Here is a 17819-nt window from a genome sequence, read left to right on the forward strand (position 1 = left end):
AGGAGGAACCGATGAGTGCGTGGCCCGAGAACCGACCGTTCGCGGCAACCATCAGCTTCGATTTCGATGCCGAAGAGGTGTGGATCGGCGAGAACCCGGCGCACGCAAACGCCCCGGGCGTGCTCTCGCAGGGTGCCTACGGGGCGAAGGTGGGAGTTCCGCTGATTCTCGATTTGTTGGCGCACCATGAGATTCGCGCAACGTTCTTTGTACCGGGGAAGGACGCCCTGCGGCATCCCGGTGCGGTGCGCAGCATCATCGCTGCCGGGCACGAGGTAGCGCATCATGGTCACTCACACCGATCGCCCACAGCGCTTGCGTCGGGGGAAGAGCGAGCCGAACTCGAATCGGGCTTGGCTGCTCTGCGTCAACTCGGTGCTGAGGTCGTGGGGTACCGCTCGCCCTCGTGGGAGTTCACCGATGACACACTTGATCTCTTGCAGGAGGCCGGGTTCGATTACAGCTCGAACCTGCTTGATGATCTGGTGCCCTATCGCCACGCTCAGCACGACCTCATCGAAGTGCCCGTGTCGTGGATACTCGATGACGCACCCCACTTCTGGTTCGCGAATGATACCTGGGAGAAGACCATGCGTTCGACCCGAGAGGTGCTGGAGGTGTGGCTGCCCGAGATTGATGGCATTGCACAGATTGGTGGTCACGTGATGCTCACCATGCACCCCATGCTCATCGGGCGGCCCTCGCGCCTGGCGATGCTCGATGAGGTACTCACTTATCTCAAGCAGCAGGGGGCTTGGATCGCGACGACTCGCGAGGTGGCCGCGCATGCTCGCGCCAACGGCCCGATCGCCCTGCGTCGGTGGCAAGGAGGAACGGCGTGACATTCCCCCGCATTCGTATCAGTGGATCCTCCGCGGAACGCAGTGAACAGTACGGACGATTGGCGCGCGAACAGATTCTGCACATTCGTGCCGGGTACGAGCATGCGTTTGCCGCGAAGGGGACGAGCTGGGAGCACGCGGTTGATTTCGCGCGCCAGTTTCTTCCGTTCATTGACGCGCACGCGAGCCATCTGCGGGGCGAGATGGAGGGAATCGCCGCGGGCAGCGGTCTGAGCTTTGACGAGATTCTCACGCTGAATTGCCGGTCAGAAATCTTGTACGCAGCGACGGTTCGCACGCACGCGAGCATCAAGGCCGGAAGCGCGTACCCTGCGATGCCGCTGCTTGGGGAGTGCAGTGCGATGGCGTTGGAGGGAGATCGCACGTCGACCGGGCAGCCCCTGGTGGCTCAGAACTGGGACTGGCTTGAGGCGCTCGGACCCGGAGTGATCCTGCTCGAAGTCGAGCGAGAGGACGGGCCCAACTATGTGACGCTGGTTGAGGCGGGGCTACTCGCCAAAATGAGCATGAATGCGCACGGGGTCGCGATGGGCATTACGACCCTCGCGTCAACGCGCGATGGCACGCCAACCGGGCTTCCGTTTCATGTGTTGATTCGTATGCTTACTGATGCGCCTCACGTGTCGGCGGCTGTTGAGATGCTTGCGAGCGTTCCTCGCGCGACCGGGGGTAATTTTATGCTTGCGACGGCGACGGGGGCTGTGCTCAACATCGAGACGTCTCCGGGAGCAGCCGAGAATATCTCGCCTCAGGTGAGTCTTTCGGGCGCGCTGGTGCACACAAATCATTTTCTTGACCCGGTTCCGGGGGGCGCGGATCTCGCGGCGCTTGCGATGCCCGACAGCTTCGTGAGGTATGGCCGGCTGCGCCGCGCGGTGGATCAGCACGAGCGTCTCTCACCCACGGAGATTCAGCGCGCGCTGAGTGATCACAGCGACTTCCCGAACTCAATCTGCTGTCACCCCGATGTGGCGGCGGACCCGCGGAGCCGTTGGGCCACGCTCTCGTCGGTGGTCTTGCACCCAAAATCACGCGCGCTCGAGGTCGCACAGGGTACGCCGTGCAGTTCTGGATGGGATCAACTTGACTATTCGGAGTTGCTCGCTGCAACCTAAGCGGGACTATCGGTTGGCGCACTTCTCCCCTGGCCCGGCGCCGGTGGCGGCGGTGGCGGGGGTGGCGGGGGTGGCTGAGGTGGCTGAGGTGACGGCGGTGGCTGAGATGACGACGGTGGTGACGGTGGCCCGGCATAGGCGTACTCGGGGCGGTCGGGATGATCCACCCCGAGCGGGCTCGTCCAGATCAGTGTGCCACACGATTCTTGCCGCACCGACCAGCGTGCCGTGTCCAGCAAGTCAGGATGTTTCAGCGCGTGGTGGCGTTTGCACATGAAAGCCTGATTCTCGAGGCTGGTCTTCCCACCGTTCATCCACTCCACCGTGTGGTCAACATCGCAGAAGTGGGTCGGCATTCGACACCCCGGGAACCGGCAGTGCTGGTCTCGGGCCTCGAGCGTGCGCCGCATCGCTTCCGTGAGCCGATACCGGTCGGTGCTCGTCACCCCGCCGTCTTCGTTGAGGCCCACACGGTTCCAGCCCGGCGCGACCGCGGAAAGCTGCCTCGCGGTGACCGCGTCGATCGGCCCATACCCCGACAAGGTCGCATGCTCAGCGTGCTCCCCGGTGGGAAGCAACACCGTGATCGTCGGGGCAACACCCAAGATCCCGGCCCGATGCGTCGGAGCCCGCCAAACACGACCAGCACCCGCACCAGGACCAGGACCAGGACCAGCATCAGCATCAGCATCGCCTGCACCAGCACCAGCAGCACCGTGACCCGCACCGCAACCCCCAGCACTACCGCCAGCACCCGCACCAGATTCGTCATCGCCGGCGAGGCCAGCACACCGCTCCGCGTCGATCTCACACGGGCTCCCGGTCACACCCGTCAGCAGCAGATCAGCGAAGATGTCGGCGCGAAGCTGATCCACTCCCCGCACATCCACATCAGGATCCGCGGCCCCCGTCGCACCGATCGCACGCTTCGTGGCGCGTGCACCCTGCGTCAGACGATCCAAAATGCCATACGCCAGCACCGCCGAGACCTCCGCCCCGACCTCCGCCATCCCGTCTTCCAGCTCCCGCACCCACACCCGACGGCACGCCACCGCCGCCTCGTGGCGCACGTCGAGCGACACCGGGTTGAGCGATTCTGCGACCTGCCGCAACTTCGTGCGCAACCTCCCCGGGGTGAGCTCGCCCGCGAGCTCCAGCGCCCGCGCCTCAAACCCGGCCCGCACTGTGGCGCCCTCGGCCCCGCCCGGCAGCTGCGCCCCCGCCGCGACGATCGCGCGCACATGCGCCGTGGTGACCTGCCCCACCCCCAACGCCGTCAACACGGTCGGGAACCGGGTCGCGAGATTCCACGCTTGCGAGCACTGCTCAAGCAACGCACGGTCACTCACCTGCACCCGGGTCGCGCACTCCGCCACGAAAGATCGCAACACCACATCGTGCGTATCCGAAGCCCCCGGCGCCACCTCCTCGCGCACATGCTGCGACAGTGCCACGATCTTCGCGAGCGCCCGCGCCTGATCAGCCTCCGCCTCGGCCTTCCGCTTCGTCGCCGCGACCCAATCGTCACGGTACCCGGCGAGCAACACCAGATCGTAATCGTGGATCAGACCAGGCCCGCCAGCCCTCCCCCGCCCACCGCTGCCCGCACTCGCACGCGCACCAGACCCCTCGCCTGAAATACCACCCGGCGCCAAGCCAGCACCAGCACCACCCGAGGCGGCCTCACTGGTACCAGTCGCGACACCGGCACCATCCGTGGCACCGGCACCGGCACCCCGCGGGGCCTCACCCGAGGCAACGAACCGCACCCGCGAGGCCCGCGCGTCACCCGCACCGGGCACCGAACCGGCAGTGCCAGCGGACCCAGCTTCGTCGCGAATGAGGGTTTCTTCGAACATATGTACAGTCAACCAGGCGCCACCGACATGCACGACCCGCGAGCGTCAATTTGGGCCCAAAATTTCCACCACGTCTTTACTGCGCACCTTGCATAACGACCGGAGCTGAGATCCAAGCAGCAGCCCGGCTACACCCCTGGCACCAACTCCGCGAAGCGCTCGTAGTACGCATCCTGAAACGACCGAAACGTCTCACGCAGGAAACCCGGCTCGTTCGCATACTCGGCGAGGCCGCGATAATAGAACTCCTTCTGGGCATCGAGCACGATGAACGGCATCACACCGTTCTGCAAGCACTGCTGAAACATCACGATCCGCCCAACCCGCCCGTTGCCGTCTTGAAACGGGTGGATCGCTTCGAAGGCGTGATGAAAATCGCAGATCTCGGCAAACGTCATTTGCCCGGGTGGCGGAGTTCGTTCAAGTAGCGCCTCCACCGCCAGCGCGACATGTTCGGGGGGCGTGGTGCGCATCCCACCGACCACGTTCGCGACACGTTTCCAGTCCCCCACAGCGAACCAGTCAGCGCGTGCGTGAGCGGTGCCCGTCTTGAGTATGCGGTGATAGTTCTTCAGAGTCTCAGCGGTAATAGCCGCGTCGTAGCTGTCGATCATCACGTCAAAAAGTTCAAAACTGTTCATCGTTTCGACCACATCGTCGACCCGCACAGCATCGCCGGTCACAGTGCGGGTTTCGTAGATGTAGCGCGTCTGATCCTCGTCGAGCAGACTGCCTTCGATGCGGTTGGTGTTGTAAGCCATCAGCACCTGGTTCAGATGATAGAGCCCACCCTTGAGCCGCATCGCGCGCTGCTCCCGGAGTGCCTGAGCAAAGCACTCAGACTCAATGGGGTACTCCTCATCGCGACGCATGATTCGCCCTCCCAGCTTCGGCTTCCAGTCTATCTTTCCTCTTAATTGGCAGTGGATCAGGTGAGTAGCTCAACCGACATACTTTGCCTTCGCACACAACACACCGCACACAAACAAAACCGCCGCACAACCAGAAGGCTGCACGGCGGCTTGAAGGAGAGAAAGCGGAGCGTTACTCTGCGAGCTTGCGCTGCTTGCGCACCGCGCTCGCGACGAGCACGCCGCCACCGACGAATGCGAGTGCGCCGCCGGCAACCCATGCCCAGAGGAGCTGGTCGCCCGCTGCACCGGTCGTTGCAAGGCCGGTGCCAGCGCCGCCTGCAGCAGCGCCACCTGCGCCAGCGCTGCCCACGGAGATGGCAACGGATACGGTGCCCTTCGAGGGGGAGCTTGCGTTGAGCGAGTAGGTGCCCGACGCATTGGCCGGCAGCGTGACCGCCACGGGAGTGCCGCTTGCGCCAGCAACCTTGTTGATCGACGGGGAGTTGTTCACCACGGTGCGGAAACTCGCAAGAGTGGCACCCGCGGCGTTCTCGCCGGTGAGGAAGAAGGTCACGGTTTCACCGGGCGTAAAGAGGGTTGCCCCGAAAGTAATAGTAGTGGTGCCGCCCGGCGCGACCACGGTCTGACCCGTGTAGCCGTCGGACGGGGCCGGCGGGTAGGTGTCAACAGCCATAGCGGCGGCGGGCACGGCGACAAGTGCGGCCACGGCCAGCGCGAAGCCAGCGACTACTTTCCGAATGCGTGAAGTCTTCATTGATTCTTTCCCCCCGTTTTGACTGAGAATACGCTGAAGCGTCTCTCGGTCACATTAAACACATAGCTCCAACGTAGTTGACTTCGTCCAACATTGCGAGTCACGTAGGTTAACATCGCGTAAAAATCGGGGCATGTCCCGCGCTTGAAGGATCACGAAACAACGAAATCACCCGAAACAATCCACACAAACCGACGAAATCAGTAGGATCCGTCGCTCGTTAGCACCGCTTTCGCGGTTTTCCAAAGAATCGCCAAATCGCCAACAAGTGACCAGTTTTCAACGTAATACAGGTCAAGACGCACGGACTCCTCCCACGTGAGGTTTGAACGACCGCTTACCTGCCACAGACCGGTGATACCCGGGCGGGCGAGCAGCCGTCTACGCGCCGCATCTGAATACAGCGCAACCTCCGCCGACACCTGCGGACGAGGCCCGACGAGACTCATTGAGCCACCAAAGACGTTAAAGAGTTGCGGCAATTCGTCAAGCGAATACTTCCGAATGAACTTTCCGATAGGCGTGATCCGTGGATCGTTCTTCACTTTGAAGAGAGGAGTTTGACTCGTGCCTTGCTCCTCTAGAAGCTTCGCGAGCTCGGCATCAGCACCGACGCGCATAGAGCGAAACTTCAGCATGGTGAAGGAATTCCCCTGATATCCAACCCGCTCCTGCCGAAAAAACACTGGCCCAGGCGAGCTCACACGAACTGCAATCGCGGTGCCGAGCAAAATCGGTGAGGCAAGAACAATGATCAAACCAGTGAAAAGTAGATCCATCGATCGCTTACTAATTCTGCCCGCCCGCGAAAAACGTGGGGTTTCAACATGAATCAAAGGCAACCCAGCGACGGGTCGGGTACTGATGCGGGGCCCGCCCACATCGGTGATTGCTGGCGCTACAACAAGATGCTGACGCCCCGACTCGAGCCCCCAGCTGATCTCGCGCACCTTCTCGGCGGGCAACTCCTCGGCCCCTGTCACTGCGACCGTGTCGGCACCAGTGATGGCCATCGCGGTCTGCACGTCATCGACGGAGCGCCAGATGGGCACCCCGAGCTCCTCGAGGTCATCGTGCGCCCCAGAGGGCACGCAGGCCCCCACAACCCAGTATCCGGCGTACGGGTTGCGCGCGAGGTCGCGGGCGACGCGCAGCACCGAGGTGGATCGCCCCACCAGCAGCACCCGCGCGCTGTACGAACCGACCTCGCGCTGGGCGCTGAGCCACTGGCGCCACAGCCACCGGGAGGCCCACAGCGCGCACACTCCGATGGGAAGCGCGATGAGCAGGTAACCTCGGGCCACGTCAATTCGAAACAGGAATGCGAGAATCGCGATAGATCCAAATAATCTCAGACTTGCTTGGAAGATGCGCTTATATTCGTCTGCGCCCGCACCGATGACACGATGGTCGCGGGTGTCATAAAGGCCGAGCGCCATCGACCATACGACGATGAGCAGCGAAGAAAAAACCCAATATGACACCGTTGAGAGTCGACTGTCCTCGCGGATCGCTACATCAGCAGCGCCGATACCAAACCATACGATCTGAGTCCCAAAGACCACCCAGATGAGTACGAGCACGTCCGTAAGGGCCATGTTTCTCGCGTAGCGCACACGCCAATCCAGCCTGGTCGGGGTCAGTGCAGCTTGCGGTTCCGTTACGAGTTCCATGTCACCTTCTCGACTCCGGCAGCAGTCCAGATCCATACGGTGGATCCCGCGGCCTGCACCGCGAGCACCCCACTGCCGGGGGTGCAGAGCTGCGCGGTGTTCGCGCCGTCCGCACCCCACTGCTGCAGCAGCACGCCGTCGCACTCCGCCACGGCTTCGCGTGCGGTGACGAGGGCCCCGTCAGCGGTAGCCGAGGCCGCGACCACGTTCGCGAGGGCGATGGGTTGCCAGACGCCGGCGATCCACTGGGCGACCTGATCTGCGCACACGACGACGGGGGCCGCGGCGGGTGCCCCGGCTACCGCCCGCGCGGGAGCCTCGCAGGGCAGGGGCAGTTCGGCGGTCGGGGTGCGCAATGCGCCGGCTGCCTCATCGACCGCGGCGGCGCCGGTGATCGATGCCGGGTACGCCTGCCAGAAGTCGCCACCGGTGAAGGTGCGCAGCACCTGCGTCTCGCACTCGGAGCCCACGCGCACGACGGCCTCGGCGGTGGCGGCGTTGATTGCCTGCAGCCACAGCACCTCGCGCACGTAGATGCCTGCGGGGGTGACGGCAGCCCAGGTCTGCGCATCGTCTGAACGCTCCATCACCACCGGGGTGGCCGCAGCCGCCCCAACGGTGCAGGTGGCCGGGGCGGCCCGCCACAGCACCGTCTCGTCGGCGAGGCTAAGCGATGCCAGCGAGGGGGTGAGTTCAGGAAGCGCGGGTGGCGCCTCCGTGGGCACGGGTTCGGGGTCGACCAGCTCGGCGGCCAGATCCACCGGGCGACGCTCCGGCTGCTCGCCGGCGGCAGCGCCCAGCTGCAAGGAGGCCATTACGAGGGCGAAGACCACGACGGCGAGCACCACCACGCCTGCCCACGTGAGCAGCGGCTTCAGCGCAAATTGCGCGCGTGCTCGCCCCATTGCAGCCCCTCCCCCAGTGTGTTCGTGCAGTTTGTGTGTGCGCAGTCAGTGTGTTGGTGCAGTAGACAGCGTTACGACGACGCCGGTGCCTTGCTTCGGCGCCCCCGGCGGCCCTTCGGCTCGGCGGCCGCGGTGTACCCGTACCCGTAGTGACCGTACCCGTAGCGGCCGTAGCCGTAGGAGTCGGGCCCCTTGGTCGGAATCATCGAGAGCACAAGCCCCGCGACCTTCGCACCGGCCTGATCGAGGCTGTCGATCGCGCCCTCCAACTGATGCCGGGTGGTGCGGCCCACGGCCACCACCACGATCGCGCCACCGGCCGCCTTCGCCACGACGGCGGCGTCGGTGACGGGCAGCAGCGGCGGCATGTCGAACAGCACCACGTCGAACGCGCTCTCAAGATCGCCGATGAGTTGGCTCATGGCCTTCGAACCCAGCAGCTCGCTGGGGTTCGGGGGCACTGTGCCGGCGAGCAGCACGTAGAGCGTCTGCCGCCCCCAGCGCTGCACGACATCGGCGAGCTGCGCACGCCCGGCGAGCACGTCGGAGAGGCCCGCTCCACCCTCGAGCGCGAGGTACGAGGCCAGCTTGGGCCGACGCATGTCGGCGTCGACGAGCATGACCCTGAGGCCCGCGTCGGCCATCGCGATCGCGAGGTTCGCGGCGGTGGTCGACTTGCCCTCCGACTGGATCGAGCTGGTCACGACGAAGCTCTTGCGGCCGTCAAGATCAATGAACTGCAGGTTGGTGCGCAGCGCCCGGAACGATTCAGCGCGCGGCGACCGCGGATCCTCTTGCACGATGAGCGGGCGATCCTTCGTCTTCGGGTCGAAGGCGATGCCGCCGAGAATCGGTGACTCGGTGAGCTCGCGCACATCGCGCTCGTTGCGCACGCGGGTGTCGAGCACCTCGCGCAGCACCGCGATGCCGACACTCAGCGCAAGGCCGACAAGCAGGCCGAGCGCGAGGTTCACCGGCACGTTGGGGCTGGCCGGGGCACTCGCCACCTGCGCCTGCTGCACCTGCGTGAGCCGCACCGGCGACACCTCCGCGCCCGCCGGGCGCTCGATGGCCTCGACCGTCGCGGTGAGGCTCTCGGCGATCGCGTCGGCCAGTTCGGCGGCGAGCACCGGGTCGGAATCCGAAACGGTGATGTTGATGATCAGGGTGTTCAACGCGGCCGACGCGCTGACCTTCTCTGCCAGCTCTTCGCTGCTGGTGTTGAGCTCAAGCTCGCCGATCACGGGCACGAGCACCGTCTGTGTCGAGACGAGACTGACGTAGGTCGAGACGCGGGCCTGCGTAAAGGTGTTGCCCTGCTGCAGCTCGGCCACCGACGAGGTGCCCTGCGCCGAGACGAAGACCTTGCTGGTCGATTCGTAGAGCGGGGTACGGGTGAGCGAGAATGCCGCAGCCGCCCCCACACCGATCAGTGTGATCACCACGATGAGCAGCCAGTTTTTGCGCAGCACGCGAATGTAGTCACGCAGTTCCATGCGTGCGACCTCCCCCTTGAGCGGGGGCGAACCCCGCAAGTCGATGTGCCAGGCGCCCAGCGCCAGCCTGCGTCAATCCTGCCATAGCACCGGAAGTGAGAGCACGCGGGCGACGGCGTCGAGGCCCGGCTGCATCTGCTCGGCAGAGAGCGCGTAGGTCTTTTCGCTGCGCAGATACGGGTCGACAACGTCGTCCTCGGCGGGGTCGCCGGGCGGCGGGGTCATGCCGCGGGCGTCGGAGAGCAGCCCGAGCACCGCGGCGAGTCGCGACTCGGGATCGGCCGTAACGAAGGGGCCGTCCACGGCACGCACGAGCGCCTCATCGTCGAAATGTGCGGCGAGGCGGGCGAACTCCCGCAGCGTGAACGTGCGCCGCAGCAGTGCGGGGGCGAGCCCCACGATCCGGGCCCGGTGCTCGCGTTCCATGCCCAGCACGAGCGAGGCGCCCTGCAGCACGGGCTCACCGAGGTACCGGCTGCCGTGCCCGGCGGGTTCGCCGCCGAGGCGCGCGCTCCACCTCGCTGCGGGTTCGGGCATCGGCTGCCCGGTTTCGGCGTGCGTGCCGGCGCTCTCGATCACGAGTCGCCCCGAGGCAGCGGCTGGCAGGTGTGCGAGCTTGGCGCGCAGCACCTGCTCGCCCAGCGGAGACCGGCACAGGTTACCCGTGCACACCATAATGATCCGCACCAGGGCCCCCTTCCGCCGCGCGCCCCCAGCGGGCACTATCGACGAGCAGTCTAGCGGCATTCAATGAACTTCCTATTTCGTGCAGGTGCCGCTCGCTAGGCTAGGCACCGTGATCGATTCCTCCCCCACCGCGCCGCCCGCCACGCGCAATCTGGGGGCGGATCCCACGAAGCTCATGCTGCTCCCCCGCTTCGCGGCGATCGACCTCGCCTACGCGCTGCTGTTCGGCATCGCCCTGCGCAGCGTCGCGGTGGCGCTCGAGGCCCTCCCGGCCGGCGGGTTCGCCATGCCGGGCCTGGTGCAGTTCGACGGGCAATTGGTGCCGGCGCAGTGGATCTGGATGATCTGGGTGCCGCTGCTGCTCTCGCCGGTGGTAGAGGAGTGGGTGTTTCGCGGCGTGCTGCAGCCGCTCGCGGCGCGCAGCTTCACCCGGGCGGGCGCGCACCGCGGCACGGCCACGGCGGTCGCGGTGGTGTTCGTCGCGGCGCTCTTCGCGGCCGGGCACGTGGCGCTAAACCCGGGCGGGTGGCCGCTGGTCACCGCATCCGTCACCTTCGCCGTGGGGCTCGCGTGCGGCGCACTGGCCGCCTTCACCGGCCGCCTAGGCACCGCGATCGGCGTGCACTTCGTGTTCAACGCCACCGGGGTGGGCATGCTGCTGCTCGGCACCTTCGGCTGAGCGCCGGCGAGTGAGTACCCTGGGTGTGATGATCGACACGACTACCGCCCCAGCCGCCCAGCCCCTGCGCACGAGGCCGCGCCGCAGGCGCCGCCGCACGTGGGTGTGGATCATCGTCGGTCTGCTCGCCGCCCTCGTCGCCATTACCGCGTGGATCGGGATCCGCGGGTGGCTCGCGTACCAAGAGGTGCAGACGGCCCGCGCCGCGGTCACGAGCATCGGCGAACAGCTCACCGCAGACCCCGCTGCGGCGGCCGCACTGCTCGCTGAGACCGGCACACACACCGAGCGGGCGGCGGGCCTCACCTCCGACCCGATCTGGCGCGCGGCCGAGTTTGTGCCGGGCCTCGGACCAAACCTCGCCGCGTTTCGCGTCACCGCCGACTCGCTCGACGCGGTGGTGCGCGAGATCGGGGTGCCCCTCATCGAGCCGGCCTCGCAGCTCGAGGGCGCGCTGAAGCCGGTCGATGGCCGACTCGACCCGGCTCCCCTGCTCGCGATGCAGCCGGTGGCCGCAGACGCCGCCGCACGCATCACCGAGGTCGAGGCGGCGATGGCCGGCATCGACACCGATGCGCTGCTGCGCCCGCTTTCCGAGGCGGTCGACGAGTTCGCCGCCCAGCTGGCCCCGGTCGCCGGCGGGGTGCACGCGGTGCACGGCGCCACGCAGCTGGTGCCCGCGCTGCTCGGCGCCGATGGCCCGCGCTACACGCTGCTGCTTTTCCTCAACAACGCCGAACTGCGCTCGACGGTCGGCATTCCCGGGGCGCTGGCGCTCGTGCACACCGACCAGGGCGCGATCTCGCTCGCACAGCAGGCCTCCACCCGCGACTTCCCGAAGTTCGACGAACCGGTGATGACGCTGCCGCCCGAGATCCGCGGCGTGTATGGGGATCGACCGGCGCTGTGGATACAGAACGTCACCTACGCACCCGAGTTCCCACTCTCGGGCGAACTCGCGGTCACTATGTGGGAGCGGCAGTTCGGCACCCGGCCGCAGGCCGTGATCGCGCTTGACCCGTTCACGCTCGCGGGCATTCTCGGGGCCACCGGCCCCATCACCCTGACCAGCGGCGAGACCCTCTCGAGCGAGAACGCGGTGCAGTTTCTCCTCCACGACGTCTACATCTCGTACCCCGAGCCGGCCATGCAAGACCTGGTGTTCGCCGATGCGGCCGCCCAGGTGTTCGACGCGGTGGCCTCGGGCGGCTACGACCCGGTCGCGCTGATTGGCGCGCTGGCGACCGCCACACAGGAGAACCGGGTGCGGGTGTGGAGCAGCATTGAGACCGAACAGGCCGTCATAGCGGGTAGCCAGATTGCCGGCACGCTGCCGCAGAGCACGCCAGGCGAGGCGAGGTTCGCGATGCTGCTCAATGACGGCACCGGCTCGAAGATGGACTATTACCTCGCGAGCAGTGTCGAGGTCGTCTCGGGCGGCTGCCCGGTCGACGCAGCGGATCCGCGCGTCACGCTGCGCGTCACACTCACGAACACGGCACCAGCCGATGCGGGGGCGACGCTGCCCGACTACATCACGGGCGGCGGATGGTTCGTCGACATGCCCAAGGGCGACATCCTCACGCTCGCACAGGTCTACGCGCCCCCGGGCTTCGAGCTGCAGCGCATGACGTTCGATGGGGCGCCCGAGGGTCCGGGCTCGTCTGAGTTTGCTTTCGAACGCTCGCTTGCCACCTGGAATCCGAGGCTCACGCCCGGGCAGAGCAGTGTGCTCGAGCTCGAGTACTTCGCAATCGACCACGCGGGGGCAGAGCTTGCCTGGCAGCAGACCCCGACCTTCCAGCACACCGGCACCGACCCCGCCGGCCGCCTCTGTTAGGCCTCGTGTATCGTTAGGCGGAGTATCTGTAATGCCGACACGCGGTTTTGCTCGACATATGCACTCTTGCTGGGGGAACACACATGAATTCACGCTTCTTGAAGCGAGCAACCGCGGCGCTGGCACTCGTGGCGGCGGCGCTCCTGGCGGCTCCGGCGATGGCGCAGGCGGTTGGCGAGGGCTACCCCGCAGACGATTCTTATCAGGCACCCCCCGCGTCGGTTGCTCCGGGCGGCGCGGTGACCCTCGGGTTTCCCGACGGATCTTTCGCTGCCAACCAGCCGGTGAGCTTCACGCTGAACGGCGAGAACGCTGAATCGGGTGCCACAATCGCGTCATTCCGAACTGCGATTGACACCCAGAGCAGGGTGCTCAACGCCACTCCTCAGGGTGCGCTCACCGCGAAGGTAACCTTGCCGACCAGCGCAGTGGGCACCTACAACCTCACCGCCGCCGCTTCGGGCACGGGTTGGACGCGAACCTGGAAGATCACCGTGGCTACTCCTGGTGGATCAGCTACCGTCTCCGATCTCGCAGTCGGCGGATCAGAATCGAACCAGGCACTGTGGATCTGGGTCGGCGGCGGGGCACTTGCCCTCGTTGGCGGCGGCTTCCTCGTGGCAAGTTCGATGCGCAAGAAGCACAAGCAGGCGGAATAGAGCCCTCGACAACTACAGTCCTAACATCCTAGGCGGATGCGGATCGCCAACAGGCCAAGCGTCCCTCATTTTGCCATTGCTGGGTCAACGAATGTAGGCGCCCTATCCTGAAAGGACGTCCTGCTCATGCAAATTGGCTCGATCGGTACTTTTATCGAATCCCGAGCAAGGAGAGGAGTTCCCTCTGGCTGATCTCAACGCGGCTTCTTGCCTTCCCAACTGCCTCAGGATCCGCTTTTTTCGCCAAGCCGGGAACAAATTCGTTCATTTTTTCAATTCGAGGTACTTTGAACTCTTCGGCAAAGGCCACAATCTTCTCTCTATTTCCCAGCGCAACCATCGGAATACCAAGCAGTGCCGCCATATAGAGGGCATGCATCCTTGAAGCAACCACCACCTTTGCCCCAGACAATACTTTCCATGCATCTTCCCAGCTTGTCACAGAGTCCCTGTATCGGGTTCGCTGCCTCCCCTCTTCACTCAAAGCAAGGTAGTCGCCTTCAAATGCGCGCTGGTCCATCGATATGAAGGTTACCGGGCCCTCCGCCTCAAGCTCGTCTAATACAGAACTGGTGAGTTGTGGAACCTCCGTATAGTTCAGTGCAACTATGACGTAAGCAGCGGGGTCAGATGCCTTAGATCGAGTCTTACGTGTTAGCAGAGCTAAGTCAGCTGCTACAAAAGCAGACTTTCTGAACATCACCTGAAGTCTTCCCGCTGAGCTCTCTTCCCGAACCCAGATTGGTACACCGAAAGTAGCAGCGCGAAGAAGCATCTTAGCCACAGGCCGATGAACAGTGTCACAGCCGACTCCGAAGAATGCGACGGGCCGCCTCGCCAGCCTCGCCAATGCTGTCACAACAAAGCAGAGCCGCGGGAGACCACCAATCAGTCGATTTGGCGTGTCATCCTGCAGCAGAGTTCCGCCGCCCAGCACAACAGCATCGGACTCTCGCACGAGTCTCCACAGCTCCCATGGCCCGCTAGCCACAGCCCGCGAAGCTCCTCCTGTGATGCGTTTTGCACCGAAGTCCACGACCGTCACCTCGAGCCCTTCTCTGCGCAATGCTCCAGCGAAAGCATCCGTGAGAAACGCGTCTCCAAGATTCGCGGGTCCACCGTTGTGATCCGTTCTGTCCGCCGAAACAACCAGAATGTGTCTCTTTTTCCTCAATTACTCCGACCTCTCAGTTCCGGTCTTACGCAATGCGAATAGCAATCCGCCCATCAAGAGCACTTCGCCGACAAAAATTGCCGACGCCACTCCCACAACCCCGAAGTAGGCCACACCAGTTACGGACAACAGAATGATGAGCGCGCCAACTCCGATAGACACTGCCATCTTGGCGATGGCTGCGTCACGAACGTAGAGGTGAGCGACCAAGGCGTAGTTCAAGAATTTAAAAGGAAGAGAGGCCAGAAGCAGAAGCAGAATTAAGCCCATGGTTCCCTGTACGGAAAACAATGCCTCAACGGCTGGCCAAACAAAAAAGATACAAGCAGCAATGCAGATGCCCATCAGAAATAAACCCAGTCCGAACTGCCCACCATCGAGTTTCCTGGAGCGCAGGCGCGGCATTGCTTGCTGTGACAGAGTAGCCGGGAGTATCTCAGTAGGTTGAATCAGGCGGGTTACCAAGCTTAGCGTCCCAGCCTGGGCCACCGGCAGCATCAAGCCAGCTACCAGTACTGGAGATTGTGAGTACAGAGCGCTAGAAGCACCAGCAAGACCATATTTAAGCACCGCACGAGGTCTGACCTTCGCGGTCCCAATAGGCTGGATCCTTCGGTAGACATAGGCGTATGCAGCAACTAGCACAATTCCAGAGACAGCCGGAATCCAGCACAATAGATATAGCTGCCGCGACTCCATTGCAGCGACAACCAGGGCGGCTCTTCCCAGGATAATTGGCAGGTCGACAGCTCCGAAGGCAAGGTCCCTACCTGCTAAAAGTAGAGGCGCTTTTGCGACTCGAAGCAGACCCTCAATGAATTGCGCGAGAGCGAGAAAAACTACAAGAGGCAGTAGAGCCCCGAGGCTTTCACCAAACACAAGGAAGCAATAAGAAACTGTAAGAATGGTTCCCGCCGTCGCAATGCCAAAGTGAATGAGAATCGTGTAGTTAAGTTCTCTACGACCGATTGATTGCGCAGATTGACTGAGCAGAAAATTCCCCGCGCCGGAATCTGCAATCACGCCAAATGCTGCGATGATTCCAAAGGATGCAAATAGCGCAGACTGCTGAAGTCCGTCGCTCAGCTGACCAAGCGCAACAAGTACCAGGAGTTGAGTGAGTCGCTGGAGGACAGAGGAGAATGACGGTGAAGCAATTCGAAGGACCTTTCTCACTAAAGGAGCCGATCTCGAGTCACAAAACGAAACCTAAAGGGAACAGATGAAGGGCTCAAGATCGCCGCTCCAGAGCTATACAAGAGACATAGACTTCAACGATGAACGGGGTTTCCGTCTGCGACCAACTGACGCTCGATTGCCTCGCGCAAGTCTCGAGCAGCTTGACCCCATGTCTGCTTGATGGGTTGGACCTGCCCGACGGTTCTCGCTCCCAGGACCATTTCAATCGCTGACCCAAGAGATTCAGGATCTGGAGATGACACAAACACATCACTTCCGAAGATCTCCGGCATTCCGCTGTCCGAGGTGACGACGACTGGAATATCGAAGTAAAGCCCCTCTGCAACAGGAAGACCGAACCCTTCGTCGCTCGAAGGCATAATAATCGCTGAAGCCGTTGATACGATCCGCTGATATTCAGCATCTTCCACAAAACCCGGGAACTCCACTTGGGCCGTGACACCTTCTTCTGCAGCTAGGTCTACAAGTGATTCACGATATTCTCCACGAGCACCTAACACAACGAGACGAACGTTCTGTAACCGCTCCAGGTTCATCTTTGCTAAAGCAGAAATCACAAGCTCCGGTCGCTTGTTATTGTGGTGGCCAAATGTCACAAGCGTGCAACTCTCCGGATCCCGGGGGAACTGCGCCCAACGCCTTGCGTGGTCTCGTCCGTTCGCAACTTCCTCTGTACGCGCGCCTCTCGCATATCGCTCGGTTTCCTGAATCGCCTTCTTGGAGATACAAGCGTTAAAGTTTGCGCGCTTCGCCGATACTTCCCAGAGCTTTCGGTACAGTCGCTGGTGTGAGGGGAACTCCCCAGGATTCAACTTATGCCGCCAGTCGTGTTGGAAACAGACTGTCAGTCGCCCACTTAGTGGCGAGACAATTGGGCTGAGCGAGACAAGAACGTTCGCCCGCTGAAGACGCGCCACTTTCGCTGAAAAGAAGAGCTGGCCAAAGGAACGGTGGAGAACTGACTCGTTGCGCCAATTGACCAGATTAGCCTGTGTACTGAACTCCTTACGGGCCCACTCGGGTCCGATAACCGTAACGGAGTCATGCGGCCAATTTTCCAGCCAACTTTTGATTAATTCTGTGGCGTGTAGACGCATACCACCAGAATGCTCTGTTGAACCAAGCACATCAAAGACGACACGCATCAGGCAGCACGATCCTTCCCTGGTACAGAAAGCAGCAAGGGGTACCTTGCATAAAACTTCAGCATGCTCTGCACTTCCAGTTTCCATGCCGATACTGACAGCTTCGAAGTCTCCCTAGCCCATCCATGTGTCCATCGACAGCCGCCCAACACGACATTTCGCCCCCCGGACCTTAGATTCCTCAGACCAAGATCAGAATCTTCATAGTAGACAAAGAAATGGGGATCCCAAGGGCCAAGCTCCGCAAAACGCTCACGCCTCCCAGCCACAACCGCACCCATTAGCCAAGAGCACTCAGCCATCTGGCCATCTGCCGCGTATCGAAGATAGGTGCCGACACCCCTTTTGGGCGCCAAGCGATTTACAATTTTTCTAACCAAGTAGGGCTCGCCCCGGCCGTTCGGCTGAAGTGAGCCGTCACTATTCACCAACTGAGGTGACACGAGATCCATTGGATGCTCATCAAGGTGTTCCCCCAAGGCAGTCAAACAATCGATGTCTATCGAAACGTCTGGATTGACAAATATCACGTATTCCCCGGAGCTACGTTCAAACCCAATGTTGTTGGCCGCCCCGAAACCAAGATTCGTGGCGAGACGCACCGTCAACGCCCCCAACGACTCGGCGAGATCTACCGAGTCGTCGGCGGAAGCATTGTCTATCAGAATCCACTCAATCGATTTTTCGTGAGCCAAGCTACTCCAGAAATGAGAGATCTCATTCCTACTGTTATATGCGACAGTAATAATCGACCATTTGGGCAAATTGCTTTCCTGACCTCAGAATGTCTCGCGAGCGTTTTGAAAACTGACTTCAATGGGAACCAAACCGGCAGCTAAGCTAAGCACCCGCCGACTCTACATTACTATTCCCATTGAGTCGATTGTAACTTCAA

16 protein-coding genes are annotated in these 17819 nt (G+C 62.8%); 5 read left to right on the plus strand and 11 right to left on the minus strand.

The features are described from left to right. The first annotated feature begins 11 nt into the window (after positions 1-11). Both ACR0R4_RS04430 and ACR0R4_RS04435 read left to right on the plus strand, forming a co-directional pair. The gene (locus tag ACR0R4_RS04430; RefSeq protein ID WP_433646147.1) at positions 12-842 is read left to right on the plus strand and encodes a polysaccharide deacetylase family protein; all 831 of its coding nucleotides are present in this window, start codon (positions 12-14) and stop codon (positions 840-842) included. Then, positions 839-1978: a C45 family autoproteolytic acyltransferase/hydrolase gene (locus ACR0R4_RS04435; RefSeq protein ID WP_433646148.1), complete on the plus strand. Its 1140-nt coding sequence runs from the start codon at positions 839-841 to the stop codon at positions 1976-1978. The genes ACR0R4_RS04430 and ACR0R4_RS04435 overlap by 4 nt, the downstream gene beginning before the upstream one ends. Here ACR0R4_RS04435 and ACR0R4_RS04440 read toward each other — a convergent pair. The 7 genes from ACR0R4_RS04440 to ACR0R4_RS04470 all read right to left on the minus strand — a co-directional run bounded on the left by ACR0R4_RS04440 (position 1975) and on the right by ACR0R4_RS04470 (position 10263). Then, a complete protein-coding gene (locus tag ACR0R4_RS04440; protein ID WP_433646149.1) occupies positions 1975-3837 on the minus strand; it encodes an HNH endonuclease signature motif containing protein in 1863 nt (620 codons plus the stop codon). The two genes, ACR0R4_RS04435 and ACR0R4_RS04440, sit on opposite strands and share 4 nt — an antisense overlap. 128 nt (positions 3838-3965) lie before the next feature. Beyond that, the gene (locus ACR0R4_RS04445) at positions 3966-4709 is read right to left on the minus strand and encodes a Fic family protein (protein ID WP_433646150.1); all 744 of its coding nucleotides are present in this window, start codon (positions 4707-4709) and stop codon (positions 3966-3968) included. A 172-nt stretch (positions 4710-4881) separates the two neighbouring features. After that, positions 4882-5466, minus strand: a complete 585-nt coding sequence (locus tag ACR0R4_RS04450) for a hypothetical protein (RefSeq protein ID WP_433646151.1) — start codon at positions 5464-5466, stop codon at positions 4882-4884. A 200-nt stretch (positions 5467-5666) separates the two neighbouring features. Next, the gene (locus ACR0R4_RS04455) at positions 5667-7139 is read right to left on the minus strand and encodes a sugar transferase (RefSeq protein ID WP_433646152.1); all 1473 of its coding nucleotides are present in this window, start codon (positions 7137-7139) and stop codon (positions 5667-5669) included. Next, positions 7127-8044: a hypothetical protein gene (locus tag ACR0R4_RS04460; protein WP_433646153.1), complete on the minus strand. Its 918-nt coding sequence runs from the start codon at positions 8042-8044 to the stop codon at positions 7127-7129. The genes ACR0R4_RS04455 and ACR0R4_RS04460 overlap by 13 nt, the downstream gene beginning before the upstream one ends. A gap of 71 nt (positions 8045-8115) precedes the next feature. Then, positions 8116-9540 carry a tyrosine-protein kinase domain-containing protein gene (locus tag ACR0R4_RS04465; RefSeq protein WP_433646154.1) on the minus strand — a complete coding sequence of 475 codons (1425 nt, stop codon included), beginning with the start codon at positions 9538-9540 and terminating at the stop codon, positions 8116-8118. A 72-nt stretch (positions 9541-9612) separates the two neighbouring features. Continuing rightward, positions 9613-10263: an arsenate reductase/protein-tyrosine-phosphatase family protein gene (locus ACR0R4_RS04470; protein ID WP_433646155.1), complete on the minus strand. Its 651-nt coding sequence runs from the start codon at positions 10261-10263 to the stop codon at positions 9613-9615. A 73-nt stretch (positions 10264-10336) separates the two neighbouring features. Between ACR0R4_RS04470 and ACR0R4_RS04475 the strand changes: the two genes are divergently transcribed. The 3 genes from ACR0R4_RS04475 (at position 10337) to ACR0R4_RS04485 (ending at position 13405) form a co-directional block, all read left to right on the plus strand. Beyond that, the gene (locus ACR0R4_RS04475; protein WP_433646156.1) at positions 10337-10906 is read left to right on the plus strand and encodes a CPBP family glutamic-type intramembrane protease; all 570 of its coding nucleotides are present in this window, start codon (positions 10337-10339) and stop codon (positions 10904-10906) included. Between the two features lie 28 nt (positions 10907-10934). Further along, positions 10935-12746, plus strand: coding sequence for a DUF4012 domain-containing protein (locus ACR0R4_RS04480; protein WP_433646157.1), 1812 nt, complete (start codon positions 10935-10937; stop codon positions 12744-12746). 83 nt (positions 12747-12829) lie between these two features. Then, a complete protein-coding gene (locus ACR0R4_RS04485; protein ID WP_433646158.1) occupies positions 12830-13405 on the plus strand; it encodes a hypothetical protein in 576 nt (191 codons plus the stop codon). Between the two features lie 151 nt (positions 13406-13556). On the opposite strand, the gene ACR0R4_RS04490 is transcribed toward ACR0R4_RS04485, so the two are convergent. From ACR0R4_RS04490 to ACR0R4_RS04505, 4 genes are all read right to left on the minus strand, one after another. After that, positions 13557-14579, minus strand: a complete 1023-nt coding sequence (locus tag ACR0R4_RS04490) for a polysaccharide pyruvyl transferase family protein (RefSeq protein ID WP_433646160.1) — start codon at positions 14577-14579, stop codon at positions 13557-13559. Next, positions 14580-15755: a hypothetical protein gene (locus ACR0R4_RS04495; protein ID WP_433646162.1), complete on the minus strand. Its 1176-nt coding sequence runs from the start codon at positions 15753-15755 to the stop codon at positions 14580-14582. It lies immediately after the preceding gene. A gap of 95 nt (positions 15756-15850) precedes the next feature. Further along, the gene (locus tag ACR0R4_RS04500) at positions 15851-16924 is read right to left on the minus strand and encodes a glycosyltransferase (RefSeq protein ID WP_433646164.1); all 1074 of its coding nucleotides are present in this window, start codon (positions 16922-16924) and stop codon (positions 15851-15853) included. Next, positions 16924-17688 (minus strand): glycosyltransferase family 2 protein, encoded by a 765-nt coding sequence (locus tag ACR0R4_RS04505; RefSeq protein ID WP_433646165.1) that lies wholly within the window; start codon positions 17686-17688, stop codon positions 16924-16926. The genes ACR0R4_RS04500 and ACR0R4_RS04505 overlap by 1 nt, the downstream gene beginning before the upstream one ends. Positions 17689-17819 lie beyond the last annotated feature (131 nt).

It is taken from the genome of Leucobacter fengyongliangi (assembly GCF_050971685.1).
GTDB lineage: Bacteria > Actinomycetota > Actinomycetes > Actinomycetales > Microbacteriaceae > Leucobacter.